We start from the raw sequence: 16916 nt of genomic DNA, 5'->3' as shown, positions 1-16916 counted from the left end.
GGTACCGTTATAGATATATGTATATTTAGCAAAAAATACGAGCCTTCATGAGTAAGATACTAGTTACAGGTAGCGCAGGTTTTATCGGATCGCACCTTTCAGAAACGTTATTAAAAAATAACCATGTTGTTGTTGGAGTAGATTGTTTCGATGAATTCTACAAAAGAGAACTAAAAGAAGATAACCTTAGTAATTTCTCTAATCATCCTAACTTCACATTTCACGAATTAAATTTATGCAATGAAAAGGATGTAAAAGAAAAGCTATCGGAAAAATTCGATTGTATTGTTCACCTTGCAGCTAAGGCAGGTGTTCGTCCTTCTATTGAAAATCCTCAAAGTTATATTGACTATAATATTAGTGCTACAAGAAATTTAGTGGATTTAATGAAAGATACAGGATCAAAGAAAATGGTTTTTGCCAGCTCTTCGTCTGTATACGGTAATATAACAGAGACACCATGGAGTGAAAACTTGGATGTTTCCATGCCTATATCGCCTTACGCTTTTTCTAAAAAATCCTGCGAATTAATGAATCATACGTATCATCATTTATACGAACTCGATTTTATTAATGTAAGATTTTTTACGGTTTTTGGCCCTCGTCAACGACCAGATTTGGCCATCAATAAATTTACTCGCTTATTATATGAAGGAAAAGCTATTCCAATGTTTGGAGATGGTTCAACTGCTCGCGATTATACCTTTGTGCACGATATAGTTTCGGGTATAATTAAATCGATTGAATATTTGCAACAGAACGATGGCATTTTTGAGAATATGAATCTCGGAAATAACACTCCGGTTAAACTAAAAGAGATGATAGAAACCATTGCGGAGGTAACCGGGAAAGAGTTGAAAATTGAGCAACTGCCAATGCAACCTGGTGATGTAAATATTACATTTGCAGATATCTCTAAAGCCGAAAAGATGTTAGGTTATCAACCTAAAACTTCTTTTAAAGATGGCATTAAGGCATTTAACCAGTGGTATTTGAAAAAGAAAGAAATGTTATAAAATCAGACTCAGTTAGCAGTATGCTGAACTATACGCATACTGCTAACTGAGATTTATATTTTTTACCCAACTAATTCTTGAACTAAATCAGAAGCCTCCTTTAAAGTAATTGCGGAGAATACTTTTAATCCTGATTCATCAATAATCTTTTTACCTCCTTCGGCATTTGTTCCTTGTAAACGCACAATAATTGGCACATTAATTTCACCAATCTTTTTATAAGCCTCTACTACTCCATTAGCTACACGGTCGCAACGAACAATACCTCCGAAAATATTAATCAGAATAGCATTTACATTAGGATCCGATAGAATAATTTTCAGACCAGCTTCCACCGTTTGGGCATTTGCACCACCACCTACATCTAAAAAGTTTGCCGGATCACCTCCCGATAACTTGATGATATCCATAGTAGCCATAGCTAATCCTGCTCCATTAACCATACACCCAACATTGCCATCTAACTTAACAAAGTTCAAATTGTGCTTTGAAGCTTCTATTTCCGATGGATCTTCTTCACTTAGGTCACGCATTTCTGCAATATCGCTATGTCTATATAAGGCGTTATCATCAATATCAATCTTAGCATCGATAGCCATGATTAAATCATCCGATGTTTTTAACACTGGATTAATCTCCATCAATGAGGCATCAGAACCTACATAAGCGTTATAAAGACCTGGAACAAATTTGCTCATTTCTTTAAATGCTTTGCCAGATAAACCTAAGTTAAATGCAATTCTTCGCGCTTGAAAAGGTAACACTCCAGTAGCAGGGTCGATTTCTTCCTTATAAATTAGGTGAGGTGTTTCTTCAGCTACCTTTTCGATATCCATTCCTCCCTCAGTAGAATACATGATAATATTTCTACCTGTATCTCTATTTAAAAGCACACTCATATAGTACTCTTCTGGCTCTGAATCTCCAGGATAAAACACATTCTGTGCAATTAAAACTTTATTAACTAGCTTTCCTTCCGGTCCAGTCTGATGAGTTACCAACTGCATTCCTATAATCTGCTTGGCCAATTCTTTTACTTCATCTAACGATTTAGCTACTTTAACTCCTCCTCCTTTTCCTCTTCCTCCAGCATGTATCTGAGCTTTAACCACCCAAATATCCGTTCCAGTTTGTTGAGTTAATCTTTTAGCTGCATCTACAGCTGCATCCGGATTATCCGCGACTATTCCTTCGGATACTCTAACGCCATACTTTTTCAGGATTTCCTGACCTTGGTACTCGTGTATATTCATGGAAGATTTCTTTTAAAGGTTACATAACTTAATTATTATTGTAATGTACAATTTTGAAATTAGAAATAAAAAGCTCAAAATGATTATTTTTGCAGCTGAAACAATTTATATTAAATGAGAAAACTGCGAAACAAAGAACTAAACAGATTAAGCGTAGAAGAGTTCAAACAAACAGAAAAAACACCAATAATTGCTGTTTTAGATAATATTAGAAGTTTAAATAATGTGGGTTCGGTTTTCAGAACTTCAGATGCACTTTGTTTAGAGGAAATATTTTTATGTGGAATTACTCCAACCCCACCACATAACGACATTCATAAAACGGCCTTAGGTGCAGAGGACTCCATGTCTTGGGAATATTACGAAGATACTTTAAGCGCTATTGAGCACCTCAAGAAAAATGACTATAAAGTGTATTGTGTAGAACAGGCAGAAGGCAGTACTTCACTAATTAGTTTTAAACCACAACTAGGAGAAAAAGTAGCCCTTATATTTGGCAATGAAGTAAAAGGGGTACAGCAAAGTGTAGTAGATGCCTCAGATGGCTGTATTGAGATTCCACAATTTGGCACCAAACACTCTTTAAACATTAGTGTTAGTGCAGGTATTGTACTTTGGGAGGCAACCAAACACATTAGAGGATTACAGTAAACCTCTTTCTTGTTAGAAACCGCTGCTTAGTGATTAAAACATGATTTTTGAATTTGAAGTCAGGAATTTAAACTTCCATCGACTATTCATCAAAACTAAAAACATCCTATCATGAAGGCTATTTGGAATAACAAAGTAATTGCAGAAAGTACAGACATTGTAAATATTGAAGGAAATGCATACTTCCCTATTGAATCAATAAATACTGAGTATTTTAAATCTAGCGATACCAAGTCTGTTTGCCCATGGAAAGGAACGGCATCATATTATCATCTTCAAATGGAAGGTTCGGAAAATAAAGATGCAGCGTGGTTATACCAAACACCAAATAAACTAGCTGAAAGCATTACAAATCGTATCGCTTTTTGGAAAGGAGTTGAAATTATTGATGATTAAGAATATAAGATGGAGCTAAATTAAATTGGTATTCGTATAGGAATTGCAGCTCCATCTAAAACTATGAATATACATCCTCCAACCTGCTATATCTCGTACTCAGGAAGCATGTGGTTCATTTCTCGAGAAGGAAATTGACAACTTGGGTCTCCAACTACTTTTGCAGGCACTCCTACCACGGTACTATGCGGTGGAACGTCGTTTAAAACTACACTTCCTGCACCTACTTTTGCACCTTCGCCAATTTCAATATTGCCTAAAATCTTGGCCCCTGCTCCAATTAATACGCCCTTCCTAACTTTTGGGTGACGGTCTCCATGGCTTTTTCCTGTACCTCCTAAAGTCACTTCATGCAACATAGATACATCATCATCAACAACCGCAGTTTCGCCAATTACAACAGACGTACCATGATCCACCATGAGTCCACAACCAATTTTAGCTGCAGGATGAATATCTAAACCAAATAATTCGGATATGATGCCTTGAAAATGTAGCGCTAAAACCTTACGATCCTTTTGCCATAACCAATGCGAAATACGATATGCTTGAATGGCATGAAAACCCTTAAAATATAGAAAAGGAACAATCAATGAGTCAACCGCAGCATCTCTTTCTAAAATAGCATTTAAGTCGCACACACAGGCCAAAACAATATCAGGATTGGATGCATAACACTCTTGAGCAATCTCTCTAACCTTCATACCTCTCAAGGTATTTGAAGACAATTTATTGGCTAAATGAAAACTAAGCGCCTCCTGAAGAGAAGAATGAGACAAAATTGTTTCATAAAGAAAACTACCTAAAATTTGCTCTTCCTTAGCAAATGCCTCCGCCTCATTAATTAATCGTTGCCACGAACTTTCTATGTTATTTCTATTTTCCATCTTAGATATAAAATAGTAACCCTATTAAATTTACAAACCTGAATTCATCATTCTCAAATCATAATATACTAAAAAAGGCCGATCTTAACAGATCGGCCTCTTATATATATCGTAATCTTAATTACTGAATAATAGCTTTGAAGCTAGCATCTTCTAAGAATTTACCAAACTCTTTATCTTTAGCAGCATCTTCTTTTAAAGAACCTTCAAGCTCAACAGCTTTACGTAAGCTATCAAATACCATATCGTTATCAGCAGTGCGAGCACCAACAATAGCTTTTAAGTAATATTTGAAACCAGCTTCTTTAGTGTTAGCGTTTAATGTAGAAAGAGCAGCGTCATACTTACCAGCTAAAATTTTAGCTAATGCAGCATTACAAGTTGTGCTATTTCCGAAATAACGCATAGCAGCATCATAATCTCCTTTGTGGATAGAAACAATACCTAAGTTATTATCTAACTCTGCACCAACACCAGCAGCAGCACCGAAGTACTCTTCAGCTTTTGCTAAATCACCTTGACGTAAAGCAACAACACCTAAGTTGTTATTTACAATTGCATTGTTAGCGCTTAACTCGTTAGCTTTTTCTAAAGCAACTTTAGCATCATCTAATTTATCTTGTTGAACTAAGACCATTGCGATGTTGTTTTGAGCTCTCCAACACTTAGGAGTTTGAGCAGCAGCTTTTTTGTAGATATCTAATTTAGCATCTAAATCTTCCGTTAAAGTAGCAGCATAAAGAATTTCTTCGATATTTAACTCAGTTGGGTTAGAAGAAGCTAACTCAGCAATTTCTTCGTCAGACTTACCGATAACCTCAACATTAACAGCAACTTTAGAACGACGTAACTGAGGTAAAATATCGTCAGCGATTACTTTATAAGTCTCTGACATGTTCTTGATTTCTTTTTCACGTACTTCAGGATCTGAGTACATAGAAAGAACTCTTAAGATTAACTCTTTATCTTGAACTTCTGAAGCTTCCATTAAAGCTTTAAATCCTTCCCAATCTTCAGGAGTATTTTTTAAGCTAAAGAAATCTTCTGCAGAACCGTCAACTTTAGCTCTTTTTAATTCTTTAGCTAAATAAGACTTAGTAGATTTTTGTCTTTTTTCTGATAAAGTTGTATTTAAATCAGTAGGACCATCTGGAGATGCATAAGCCGATACATCAACTCCTTTGAAGTTTTTGTTTTCAGCAGCTTCTGCTTCTAAGATATAATCTTTAAGCGCTTTAATTTCTTCTTTTCTCAATTCAGTACCACGTAAAGCAGCTTGTTGGATTAAGAAATAGATTTCAGCGTCTTTGCTCTCTGCAATAACTCTTTGGAAATTATCTTTTCCAATAGCTACCATAGCACCTTTATCTTTTACAAGATCAGCTGTAGCAATTACACCTTCTGCAATTTTTACATCTTCAAAATCAAGACTCTCGCCACCTTTAGTTGCTTTAATACGCACAACTAAATCAGACACTTTCATGTTTTGATTGTAAGGTACAGAACCAGTATAAGTATACTGACCACCATTCGTGTAAGAAATTACTTGGTTGTTTCCGTCAACACTTTCCCCTTGAACAGTTTTAGAAGGAAATGCGGTTTCGCCACCTTCATACTTTAATACAGGAGTTAGCTCAACAGTAGCTTTTTTATCCATGTAACTTTCAGGTACTTTCACCTTAACAGTAACATCCACTTTTCCAGCATGAGCTTCTAATACTTCTGGAGTAACCGTGTAAGTTACGTCTGTTGCTTTACTTTTCATTTTGTTCAAGCCTGCACAGCTAGCTAGTAAGGCTGCTAAAGCTATCGAAGCAAAAACGTTGATTCTTGATTGTTTCATAATATTAACCTAATTATGTGTTTTCAATTAACTTTCGATAAGTTTTTACAAATTTAATAATGTTTTAAAAAAATAAAAGACTTGCTTTCATTTATTGCAAATATAGATATTCTATGAAAATAATAGCAATTCCCGCAGAATTTAATCAGATTATTTACGTTTTAAAGGAGCAATAATAGAAAAATATTACAACTACTTCTTTTACTTAATAAATTCCCTATATAATTTTAATATTGGTTACTCCATTTTTATAGGAATTATCCAATAGATTCACAAACTTTTTGTAATGTGATTCTGTTTTAAAATCTACCTGTGTTGCGTCTATCACCACAACAGGAAAATCTCTTACTTCTTTAAAGTAGTCAAAGTAGCCTCTAGTAACCGACGACAAATAGTTTTTATCCAGACCCATTTCGTACGAACGTCCTCGCTGTACAATATTACTCAATAATCGATCTTCATCTCTATGAATATAAAACATGACATCTGGCTTAACAGAAACTGTTCTAATCATATCGAAGAATTCCCTATATAATCTAAATTCATCGTCCGATAAGGTAATTTTAGCAAAAATAAAGGACTTCATCAAGTAATAATCAGCAATTATTAGACTATTAAATAAATCTCCTTGTTCTAGATCTTCCTTTAGCTGTCTGTATCTAGCTGCTAAAAAGGACAATTCCAAAGGAAATGCATATCGTTCTTGATCCTTATAAAATTTTGGTAAAAACGGATTATCCTCAAAAGTTTCCAGTACAAGTCGTGCATTTAGATCCTGCGAGACCTTTTTTGACAAGGTAGTTTTACCCGCGCCAATGTTACCTTCAATAACAATAAAACGATTTTCCGCCCCTTTATTCTTGCTCATTCAACTTTACTAATTATAAGATATACTTTCATTCATATTATAAAACATGAATGAATAAATGTCAGCCGCAGATTCTATTTGTTTGCTCGTCGGCTTCCCTGCTCCGTGGCCTGCTTTACTTTCAATTCTGATAATAACAGGGTTATTTCCATTATACTTATCCTGAAGCTCTGCTATGTACTTAAAGGAATGCGCTGGCACTACTCGGTCATCATGATCGGCAGTCATCACCATAACTGCAGGATAGTCAAGGTTTTCTTTTACATTATGAATCGGCGAATAACCATATAGATAATCAAACATTTCTTTATCATCTTCCGATGTTCCATAATCTGCAGCCCAAAAGCGACCAATCGTAAATTTATGGTAACGTAACATATCCATTACTCCTACCGCAGGAATAGCCACTTTAAATAAATCAGGACGTTGATTGGAAACAGCACCTACCAACAATCCACCATTAGAACCTCCATGAACAGCTAATTTTTCTGGCGAAGTATATTTATTATCTATTAAGTATTCTGCTGCTGCAATACAATCATCAAATACATTTTGTTTTTGCAGCTTTGTACCAGCCTCGTGCCACTCTTTACCATACTCACCACCGCCACGAAGATTTACCATGGCATAAATACCATCGTTCTCCAATAAAACCATTCTACTTAAAGAGAAGGTTGGTGTTAAACTAATATTGAAACCACCATAACCGTATAACATGGTAGGATTATTACCATCAAGAGAAATTCCTTTTTTATGAACGATAAACATCGGAACTTTTGTTCCATCCTTGCTTGTAAAAAAAACTTGCTTGGTTTCATATTGATCAAAATCAATATCTATTTCTGGTTTCCAATAAAGCTCAGTTGTGTTTTTTGCAATATTGTATTTATATATAGCCGATGGATATACAAATGAGTTGAACGAGAAGTACGTTACTTCATCTTCTTTTTCCCCTCCAAATCCACCAACAGAGCCAATAGAAGGTAAATCCACATTATATAAGTGCTTTCCATTTAAATCAAAAACCTTCACCACATCATGAGCATCTGTCATATATTGTACAATCAATTTATCTGACTTTACAGAAACGGTACTCAATACATCTTTGCCTTCTGGTATAACATCTTCCCAATTTTCCTTTTTATATGTATCTATACTGAATTTTGCAATTCTTTCCTTTGGTGCATTATAATTAGTTTTAACCATAAACTCACCATTGGCATGATCGATAATAGAGTAATCATACTCAAAATCTTCAATTACCTTAACAATTTCAGCTTCTTTCTCATTCAACGACTTCAAGTAAAGTGCATTTCCGCTGGTTGATTCAGTTAAGTGAATTACCAGATAAGCTTCGTCATCCGTAACGCCAGCGTTAATTAAGCGCTCTGGATTAGCTGGATCCTCATAAACAACTTCAGCATCAGCTACATCATCTCCCAACTTATGATAACACAATTTTGGATTTTTGTTAACGCCTTTCAGCTCATCGCCCTCTTTAGGCTCATCAAATCGAGAAAAGAAAAATCCATCTTTATACCATGAAATACCGGAGAACTTAACCCATTCAATATGATCATCAAGCACTTTATCCGAAGCAATTTCTTTTACAAAAATCTCGCGCCAGTCCGAACCACTCCGCGAAATAGTATAACCTAAATACTTCCCATCCTTAGAAATACTAAAACTACTTAAAGCCACCGTACCATCTTCAGATAACTTATTGGGATCAATCAATACCTTCTCCTCTCCTTCTTCACTGGTTTTATAATAATAAACAGCTTGATTTTGCAAGCCATCATTTTTACCATATACAATTAATCCCGACCTATTAACAGGAGCACCCATTTTGGTATAATCCCAAATTTGAGTTAATCTATCCTCAATGGCTTTTCTATAGGGGATTTTAGAAAGCAAACTTTGAGTAACTTCATTTTGCGCAATGACCCATTCTTTGGTTTCTTGCGACATATCATCCTCTAGCCAACGATATGGATCAGCTACTTCAGTATTGAAGTAATTGTCAACCGTATCGACCTTTTTTGTGACGGGATAATTCAATTTTTCCATTTTTGGAGTGTTGTTACAGCTCATTAGAGCAATGCCTATGGCTAGGCAAGTGATTTTGTTGATTAAATTGGAGGTCATATTTATCTATTTTAATAAGATGCATCGTACAAAAACGACACCTCTTAAGTTAATTCTGCCACTATTTTTACAATAGAGTTTCTTCAAGCACAACAACCTCCCCTTGCTCTATTGTTATTTTAATTAAATTTTAAACAAGAATTAAAATATTTGGTTTAATTTTCTCATCTTCTCTTCTTTCATCTTTCCAGCAAACCATCCAGCCAATACTCCTATTAGCCAGCCTAAAATTAGTCCGCCCTTCAACGTTTCTGCAGATACAGCTAAACTGATTAAACTGCCTAGCCCAGCTCCAATGGTCATTCCAACTACACAATATACAGCCACCATATATCCACGAGGTCTGATTCCATGATGAGACTTTAAATGTTTTAGAATCTCTTCTACCAAGTTATCAAAATCCTTAGAAAACTCGTTACCATCATCAAAAAACTGGTCTAAATGCTCTGTTGACTCTTGCAGTTTTGCCCAATACAATTTGCACTCTGGACAATCCTCAGCTTTTTCGGATAGTAATTTACCCAATCTGGGCAACACCTCAAAATTCGAAATTACGGCTTGAATTCTTGATATCTTACTGGCTTTTTCATCCAGTTCTTCCATCCAATCATCGTAGGATAGTAAAATAAATACCATTCTTAATTTATTAACACATTACTACCAACAAAAAAAGGCCTTACGGCCTTCTTTTGATTATATATAGAACTAATTATTAGTCTTTTTTAGGCTTGCGCTCTGGGCGAGGTAATAAAACCTTGCGTGATAACTTCAGTTTTCCTGAACGTTGATCTACTTCAATCAACTTCACTTCAACTTCTTCACCTTCTTTTAGCACATCTTCAACCTTCTCAAGTCTTTTCCACTCAATTTCTGAGATATGAAGTAAACCTTCTTTTCCAGGAATGATTTCAACGAAAGCTCCAAAAGGAACAATTGATTTCACTTTACCTGTATAAACTTCACCAACCTCAGGAACTGCAACAATACCTTTAACCTTAGCTAAAGCAGCATTGATGGAGTCAGCATTGGTAGCAGAAATACTCACCTTACCAGTATCACCATCTTCTTCGATAGTAATTGTAGATTCAGTAGTAGCTTGAATTTCTTGAATAATTTTTCCACCAGGTCCGATAACAGCACCAATCATATCTTTAGGTATGATGATAGTTTCCATACGTGGAGCATGAGGCTTAAGGTCTGCACGTGGCGCATCCATTGTTTCCTCAATTTTATCCATAATATGTAAACGACCTTCACGCGCTTGCATTAAAGCTTTCTCTAATACCTCGTATGGTAATCCGTCTACTTTAATATCCATTTGCGTAGCTGTAATACCATCTCTGGTTCCAGTTACTTTAAAGTCCATATCTCCTAGGTGATCCTCATCTCCTAAAATATCAGAAAGAACAGCAAAGTTCTTATCCTCATCAGTGATTAAACCCATTGCAATACCTGTTACTGGCTTTTTGATAGGCACCCCAGCATCCATCAATGCTAATGTTCCAGCACAAACAGTTGCCATAGAAGACGAACCGTTTGACTCCAAAATATCAGACATGATACGCACTGTATATGGATAATCCTTTGGTAACATATTTTTAAGTGCTCTAAAAGCTAAGTTACCGTGACCAATTTCACGACGACTTGTACCTCTTGACATACGTGCGTCACCAGTTGAAAATGGAGGGAAATTATAATGTAATAAGAAACGCTCTACGGTTCTGTTTAAAACATCATCCACTAATTTTTCATCTAACTTAGTACCTAAAGTAACTGTAGATAAAGATTGAGTTTCACCACGTGTAAAGATCGATGATCCGTGAGGACCCGGAAGATAATCTACTTCACTCCAGATAGGACGAATCTCATCTGTTTTACGACCATCTAAACGTACTCTCTCATCAAGAACACAACGACGAACCGCTTCTTTTTCTACATCATGATAATATTTGCCGATTAATTCCTTAGGAATTTCTACCGTTTCATCTTCTGAATTATAGTTAGCTGCAACATACTCTTCTTTAATGGCAGCAAATTTCTCTGCACGCTCATGCTTTGGAAGACCCGCTTTTGCAACTTCGTATACTTTATCGTAGGTAGCTGCTTTAATGTGATCGAATAACTCAGCATCATTTACTTCGTGACAGTACTCACGTTTTTCAGTTTTGCCAACTTCTTCCATCAACTCAATCTGAGCCTGACACTGAATCTTAATCGCTTCGTGTGCAACTTTCATAGCTTCAAGCATTTCTTGCTCTGAAACTTCTTCCATTTCACCTTCAACCATTAAAATATTGTCCATTGTAGCACCTACAACAACTTCCATATCAGCTTCAGCCAACTGAGATCTTGTTGGGTTTACAATTAACTCACCTTCAACACGCGCAACACGTACTTCAGAAATAGGTCCGTTAAAAGGAACATCTGAAACAGCCAAAGCAGCCGAAGCAGCTAAACCTGCTAATGCATCCGGTAAATCCTCCGCATCCCCAGACACTAAGCTGATAGTTACAAATGTTTCTGCATGGTAATCATCTGGAAACAAAGGACGCAATGCTCTATCCACCAAACGACATACTAATATCTCATTATCAGAAGGACGAGCCTCCCTTTTCATAAATCCACCTGGAAAACGACCAATAGCCGAGAACTTTTCTCTGTATTCTACAGATAAAGGCATGAAATCAACACCTGGGGCTGCATCTTTTGCAGACACTACAGTTGCTAATAAATAAGTGTTGTTCATCTTAACAACTACTGAACCATCAGCTTGTTTAGCTAATTTTCCAGTTTCAATGGTAATGGACCTTCCATCACCCAGATCAATCGTTTTTTCAATTGCTGTAATCATATTTTTTTCTTTTCTCTTTATATGCCCCCAAATATATGTAATATGATTATATAATAATGAGATAAGCTGATTTATTTTTCAGTTAACATATAACCGTTAATTTTAAATCCTACTTTACTTACATTTCTCTACCTACTGCAAAAAATATTTACTCCTTATCCTCAATCGAACAAGAATACATTTTTTTTTGCTTCATTCACCTTGAAAGATTAACTTGTAGAAGAAGGAACTAATCTACTCGGTTATGAAAAAATATTTACTTGTAATATATGTATTCTTTTTACCCGTGCATTTGGCACTTACTCAAGAAAATGTTGAAAATTCATCTCAAAACGTTTCGCTTTCTGACATGGTAAATATGAGTTTGGATGAATTATTAAACCTAGAAATGGTTCAGTCTTCATCCTTAACTTCCAGCTCGGTTAAAGAAGCACCATCTAAAGTAACCATTATAACCAGTATTGATATTGAAAACTCTGGAGCACGCCGGTTAACTGATGTACTTGAGATCTTCGTTTCAAATTTTCAGTTTCTGAATCAATTAGGTATACCGTGGCAGATGGGTTCACGGGGTATTATGTCAAACGACAAGCAATTACTTCTTGTTAACGGTCGTAATGTTTTACAACGAACAAGGAACGGAATATGCTCAGAACTGGATTTACCTGGTTTATCAGACATCAAATATATAGAAGTTTCTCATGGGCCTGGTTCAGCTACCCATGGCCCAGGAGCATTAGGCATGGTTATCAACATTGTTACTTTTAACCATACAAGTTTCGATGGTCTAAAAACTGCCGTTAGAATTGGTGGAATAGAAAATTACCAATCTGGAGAAATCGCCGCAGCACACTCTTTCAGTAAGGATCACGGATTATTTGGCTACTTTAATATATCATCCAGCCAAGGCGCTAAGCGCGAACAAGCACCATTATACCTTGGACGTGATGACCCTTTGGGTGAATATAAAGTGGGTGAAAACCTGATTGACAGAGGCAAATACTATCGGATGCAAGCCGAAGAAGGAGCGCCACGTATAAAAACTCATTTACAGTACACCAACAAAAACTTTGAAATATGGGCTAGATATATGGATGGGGGCGAAAGACACAACAATGGTTTATACGAAATTGAAAAAACTAAATACGGGCATGCCAATTTAAATGCTACATACAAATTAAACACAAGCGATATTCACCAATTAAAATTTGTAGCAGGGTTTGATAACTTTTGGATGAACTGTAATTACATTTCTCCAGATGGAACAACAGGTTCTCTATGGCGATCATCAGAACAAGAATACAATGCGCAAGTATTTAGCCAGTGGAATTTTAACGAATCTCTAACCGCAATTGTTGGTGTTGAATTAAGATATGATCGCTTAGGCTTGCCTTATGATGGTATCACCCAAGTAGAATGGACTCCTACTTTGGATTCTATCATTGGTGCACCTTGGAATACAGTAGCCTATGCTGCTACAGGCGAAATAGATTGGAAACCATCCGATAAAGTTAAGTTTGTTATTGGTGGTAGAGTTGACAAACATACTTACACCAATTACCTTTTTTCTCCACGAGCAAGTCTACTATATTCGCCTAACGAGAAAAACATCATTAAATTCATTTTTGCAAAAAGTTTAAGACTAACATCAGGAACCGAATTACGCATAGATTCAAGAAGAGGTCATGAAGGAAAGAGTGCTGTTGAAGAGCTAATATCTTACGAAATTAGTGCAGGACATCACCACAACGAGAAGTTAAATTTTAACGCCAACGTTTTTTATCATGACTGGAAACCTGTTGGTTTTAATAACGAAACTGACTACAGAACCTATGCTGGTCATATAAATAGCTGGGGGTATGCCTTAGAAGCAAATTACAAAACAGGAAAATTACGCATGCGCGCAGGCCATTCTTATACTAAGCTACTGAGTTTTGAAAAATACGAAGGTGCCGGAAGGTTATACCACTACTCCACTGCAGACAACGGCATAGGTAATGACTTTACTTATTGGCATAATCATAACACAAAAATCTCCAGTTTTTACTCTCCCAACGAAAAGCTCACACTAACAGGTTCTCTTAATATTTTATGGGGATCACCTGGCGGCTATAATTTTGCACTTACTGTTATAGATGACACTTATGATCCTGGTAATTCACCTGAGCACTACACCTTGGATGACAATAAACCTTTTCAAGAATCGGTTTATCTTAACCTAGGAGCTCATTATAAAGTAACCGATAAACTGAAAATATTGGCTGACATACACAACGTAGCGGGTATGTTTAACGAAAATTGGAATAAACGATGGATATGGACCGTATTCAGAGATGCTGGCAACCATGTTATTCAACCTCCTGCATTTTCAATAAGTCTGGTTTATAGTACAGGAGGTGCATTAGGTAAGTAGGATTACATCCCTATAAACTAATCTACTGGTATATTTATGGTAACAGCGGTATAACTACCTTGTTTGGATTCTATATTAAGTTTACCTCCGTGCTCCTGAATAATATTGTACGTAATCGACAAACCTAAGCCCGTACCTTCTCCAGGAGCTTTTGTACTGAAAAATGGATCCGCAACCTTAGCTAAATTCTCTTCACTAATTCCACATCCATCATCACTCACCACAACGGTAATTCTATCCTTAATATACTGTGTAGAAATTTCTATTTCACCATTTTCACTGAGTGCTTGTGCCGCATTAGACAATACATTAAGAAAAGCTTGATGTAACTTAGAAGAGTTACCTTTAATCTCAGGTAAACCTTCCTGATAGCTTTTTACAATGGTTATATTCCCTTTTAAATTATTATTGATTACAATAAGACAATTATCAATGATCTCATGAATAGAACAAGATTCGTTAAAATCGTCTTTTGAACTACTTAAGGCATTCAATCCTCTAACTATGCTTGTCGCTCTGCTTACCCCTTGATCAATACTCTTTATGGCTACCTTAATTTCACTATCATCCGACACATCAGCATTTTTAAAATATTCCTTTAAAATAAGGAATCCTCCCAAAATAAAATTAAGTGGATTATTTATTTCATGTGCTATACCATCTGTTAATATACCCAACGAAGCCATTTTCTCCGCTTGTAAAAGCTGATCCTGTGTTCCCTTCAAGTGATCCAGCGCTTCACTTAACTCAATATTCTGCCTATTGATAATCTCATTTTTGGTATTTAACTCTTCAATGGCATCCTTTAATTCATTATTGGCGTTTTGAAGCTTAATACTGAGTTTTCTTTTTATATAGAATAATCTAAATACCGCAAAAGCCGTTAGTGCAATGCCACTTAGCATACTAATAAAAAGCCATAATAATCTACGCTGACTTTTTATGTACTCCTCTTTTTCTACTAATACCTGATTCTTTTGATCTACCTGACCTTTTAACAAATTAGCTTCACTACTTAAGGTCGCAATACTATTTTTCAGTTGATCTAAATCATCCTGTTTTTCTTCTATATCTTGGTATATAGCTTCTAGTCTTAGGTTTTTCGCATCAATTTGCTTCTCTTTATCCTGTAAAGCTTCCTTTTGCTGCTGAGATAAATCAGCTTGCTTTTTAGATTCTTCCGATAGCGAATCTATTTGTAATCGATGCTGCTTCATTACCACTTCCTTTTGAGCAATCATCAAATTTTTCTCTTCCAGGAGCTTTTCTTTTCTCTTTAATTCATTTTCCGAAGCCCTTAACTTTGCTCTACCATCCTCTAATTTATCATCAAACTCCTCAAAAGCTGTTTTAATATCAACAACACTACCTCCATTTAATAAGATATTTGGCATTACCTCTAATTTGGCTAAAGTAAGATTTGCCATATTTATATCAAAAGCCATGCGAGCTCCTTCTTGCATTAAATTTACATGTACTTTTAATGCATCCTCAAAATCATCGGTAATTAAAAGAATATTGTTTAAGCGAGCTTTATCAAAAACCTGATTAATATTACTCAGCTCGTACTTATTAAAATAAACTGCATGGCAATTTAATAACCTATCAAAAGAGTCAGCCTCTATTAGCTTAACCTTTTTACCATGAATTTTAATAGTTGACTCAATGGATTTTAGTACTTTAAACACGGCTCTATCATCAGTTAGAAAACCAATTTTAAATTCATTTTCATCATACTTAGGCCATTCTATATTTTCGCACAAGTGTAAAACAATAGCTCCCTTTAGTTCATCGGAATTAACCTGAGAAAAAGCCTTACCCGATAAAAAACACATCAGTAACACCATACATACCTTTTTAAAAAAAGGCATTACGCTGTATAAATATGTTTTATGCTTAAAACGGGTTTCCATTGTTGTACTTTACTTATTGCCAATGTTCGAGCTTGGATACTACAAACATATCGATTCATTTATTGTTCGAGATTACATTATAAATATAATAATATTATGGCTCGTATTTTACATTTTTAGCAACAGGATTACTTCTCATTATAATTCATTCGAGCCAAAATTTAAAAACACAGTCTACGCCTTCTTTTCTATCTGAAAAACAATGCCCGTTGTATCCATGATTAAAATTATTTTATCACCCGCCTTCTCTAGTTTTATTTTCATGATACTCTTACCAGGCTTTTGCTTATTTTTCTTCCATTCTCTTATCGACACCTTTTTTTCCAACTCATCATAAACCCAATAGCCATTTTCAATAGCAAACTGTTTATAATCCATAATCAATGCAAACTGGTTGTTATCACCAAAAACATATTCGGCTTCTAAAAAAGCGGCTCGCATATCTTCAAATGCATTTCCTTGTTCCGAATCACCTGACTCTTCAATAAATTCAAGAACTCTTACCACAGACCAACGACCTTTTATTTCTTCCGAAGTTAATGTTTGGGCTATAGCAACACTCCCTAGTAATAAATTTAAAATTAGGATAATCAATACTTTTCTCATTTTACTATTTAGTTAAAGAATTAATAATTGTAGACATCCACTACCTGAGATGTTATTTTATAACAATATTG

Annotated in this window: 13 protein-coding genes; 4 read left to right on the top strand and 9 right to left on the bottom strand. The window is 35.5% G+C overall.

Annotation, left to right across the window (positions count from 1 at the left end):
• Nucleotides 1-47: 47 nt before the first annotated feature.
• On the top strand, nt 48-1016 hold the full coding sequence (locus A8L32_RS11090) for a GDP-mannose 4,6-dehydratase (protein ID WP_066630582.1): 969 nt from the start codon (nt 48-50) through the stop codon (nt 1014-1016).
• 62 nt (nt 1017-1078) lie between these two features.
• Here the strand turns inward: A8L32_RS11090 and sucC are convergent, their stop codons facing one another.
• Nucleotides 1079-2269 (bottom strand): ADP-forming succinate--CoA ligase subunit beta, encoded by a 1191-nt coding sequence (sucC, locus tag A8L32_RS11085; protein WP_066630581.1) that lies wholly within the window; start codon nt 2267-2269, stop codon nt 1079-1081.
• Nucleotides 2270-2383: 114 nt separating this feature from the next.
• Between sucC and A8L32_RS11080 the strand changes: the two genes are divergently transcribed.
• Entirely contained in the window at nt 2384-2920 is a 537-nt protein-coding gene (locus A8L32_RS11080) for an RNA methyltransferase (protein ID WP_066630580.1), read from the top strand.
• A gap of 111 nt (nt 2921-3031) precedes the next feature.
• Nucleotides 3032-3316: a DUF427 domain-containing protein gene (locus A8L32_RS11075; protein WP_066630579.1), complete on the top strand. Its 285-nt coding sequence runs from the start codon at nt 3032-3034 to the stop codon at nt 3314-3316.
• An 86-nt stretch (nt 3317-3402) separates the two neighbouring features.
• On the opposite strand, the gene cysE is transcribed toward A8L32_RS11075, so the two are convergent.
• The 6 genes from cysE to pnp all read right to left on the bottom strand — a co-directional run bounded on the left by cysE (nt 3403) and on the right by pnp (nt 11913).
• Nucleotides 3403-4203, bottom strand: coding sequence for a serine O-acetyltransferase (cysE, locus tag A8L32_RS11070; RefSeq protein WP_066630577.1), 801 nt, complete (start codon nt 4201-4203; stop codon nt 3403-3405).
• A 121-nt stretch (nt 4204-4324) separates the two neighbouring features.
• Nucleotides 4325-6046 (bottom strand): hypothetical protein, encoded by a 1722-nt coding sequence (locus A8L32_RS11065; RefSeq protein ID WP_066630575.1) that lies wholly within the window; start codon nt 6044-6046, stop codon nt 4325-4327.
• Between the two features lie 217 nt (nt 6047-6263).
• Nucleotides 6264-6914, bottom strand: coding sequence for a deoxynucleoside kinase (locus A8L32_RS11060; protein ID WP_066630573.1), 651 nt, complete (start codon nt 6912-6914; stop codon nt 6264-6266).
• A gap of 9 nt (nt 6915-6923) precedes the next feature.
• On the bottom strand, nt 6924-9062 hold the full coding sequence (locus A8L32_RS11055) for a prolyl oligopeptidase family serine peptidase (RefSeq protein ID WP_143525077.1): 2139 nt from the start codon (nt 9060-9062) through the stop codon (nt 6924-6926).
• Between the two features lie 141 nt (nt 9063-9203).
• On the bottom strand, nt 9204-9698 hold the full coding sequence (locus A8L32_RS11050) for an anion permease (protein WP_066630571.1): 495 nt from the start codon (nt 9696-9698) through the stop codon (nt 9204-9206).
• Nucleotides 9699-9774: 76 nt separating this feature from the next.
• Nucleotides 9775-11913 (bottom strand): polyribonucleotide nucleotidyltransferase, encoded by a 2139-nt coding sequence (pnp, locus tag A8L32_RS11045; RefSeq protein ID WP_066630569.1) that lies wholly within the window; start codon nt 11911-11913, stop codon nt 9775-9777.
• Between the two features lie 244 nt (nt 11914-12157).
• Here pnp and A8L32_RS11040 point away from each other — a divergent pair, with 244 nt between their 5' ends.
• Nucleotides 12158-14326, top strand: a complete 2169-nt coding sequence (locus A8L32_RS11040) for a TonB-dependent receptor plug domain-containing protein (RefSeq protein WP_066630564.1) — start codon at nt 12158-12160, stop codon at nt 14324-14326.
• Nucleotides 14327-14343: 17 nt separating this feature from the next.
• Here A8L32_RS11040 and A8L32_RS11035 read toward each other — a convergent pair whose 3' ends face one another.
• Both A8L32_RS11035 and A8L32_RS11030 read right to left on the bottom strand, forming a co-directional pair.
• Nucleotides 14344-16173, bottom strand: coding sequence for a YfiR/HmsC family protein (locus A8L32_RS11035; RefSeq protein WP_158027230.1), 1830 nt, complete (start codon nt 16171-16173; stop codon nt 14344-14346).
• Nucleotides 16174-16413: 240 nt separating this feature from the next.
• The gene (locus A8L32_RS11030) at nt 16414-16845 is read right to left on the bottom strand and encodes a hypothetical protein (RefSeq protein WP_066630555.1); all 432 of its coding nucleotides are present in this window, start codon (nt 16843-16845) and stop codon (nt 16414-16416) included.
• Nucleotides 16846-16916: the final 71 nt, after the last annotated feature.

The organism is Labilibacter marinus, from assembly GCF_001659685.2.
Lineage (GTDB): Bacteria > Bacteroidota > Bacteroidia > Bacteroidales > Marinilabiliaceae > Saccharicrinis > Saccharicrinis marinus.
Note: the sequence above shows the minus strand (reverse complement) of the source record. Positions and strands in the feature narration are given on the sequence as shown.

What these genes read in the sequence shown, in the direction of transcription:
- A8L32_RS11080 (WP_066630580.1), top strand. Translation starts at nt 2,384, where the DNA reads ATGAGAAAACTGCGAAACAAAGAACTAAACAGATTAAGCGTAGAAGAG.
- A8L32_RS11040 (WP_066630564.1), top strand. Translation starts at nt 12,158, where the DNA reads ATGAAAAAATATTTACTTGTAATATATGTATTCTTTTTACCCGTGCAT.
- A8L32_RS11060 (WP_066630573.1), bottom strand. Translation starts at nt 6,914, where the DNA reads ATGAGCAAGAATAAAGGGGCGGAAAATCGTTTTATTGTTATTGAAGGT.
- A8L32_RS11065 (WP_066630575.1), bottom strand. Translation starts at nt 6,046, where the DNA reads ATGAAACAATCAAGAATCAACGTTTTTGCTTCGATAGCTTTAGCAGCC.
- A8L32_RS11055 (WP_143525077.1), bottom strand. Translation starts at nt 9,062, where the DNA reads ATGACCTCCAATTTAATCAACAAAATCACTTGCCTAGCCATAGGCATT.
- cysE (WP_066630577.1), bottom strand. Translation starts at nt 4,203, where the DNA reads ATGGAAAATAGAAATAACATAGAAAGTTCGTGGCAACGATTAATTAAT.
- pnp (WP_066630569.1), bottom strand. Translation starts at nt 11,913, where the DNA reads ATGATTACAGCAATTGAAAAAACGATTGATCTGGGTGATGGAAGGTCC.
- A8L32_RS11090 (WP_066630582.1), top strand. Translation starts at nt 48, where the DNA reads ATGAGTAAGATACTAGTTACAGGTAGCGCAGGTTTTATCGGATCGCAC.
- A8L32_RS11050 (WP_066630571.1), bottom strand. Translation starts at nt 9,698, where the DNA reads ATGGTATTTATTTTACTATCCTACGATGATTGGATGGAAGAACTGGAT.
- A8L32_RS11035 (WP_158027230.1), bottom strand. Translation starts at nt 16,173, where the DNA reads ATGGTGTTACTGATGTGTTTTTTATCGGGTAAGGCTTTTTCTCAGGTT.
- sucC (WP_066630581.1), bottom strand. Translation starts at nt 2,269, where the DNA reads ATGAATATACACGAGTACCAAGGTCAGGAAATCCTGAAAAAGTATGGC.
- A8L32_RS11030 (WP_066630555.1), bottom strand. Translation starts at nt 16,845, where the DNA reads ATGAGAAAAGTATTGATTATCCTAATTTTAAATTTATTACTAGGGAGT.
- A8L32_RS11075 (WP_066630579.1), top strand. Translation starts at nt 3,032, where the DNA reads ATGAAGGCTATTTGGAATAACAAAGTAATTGCAGAAAGTACAGACATT.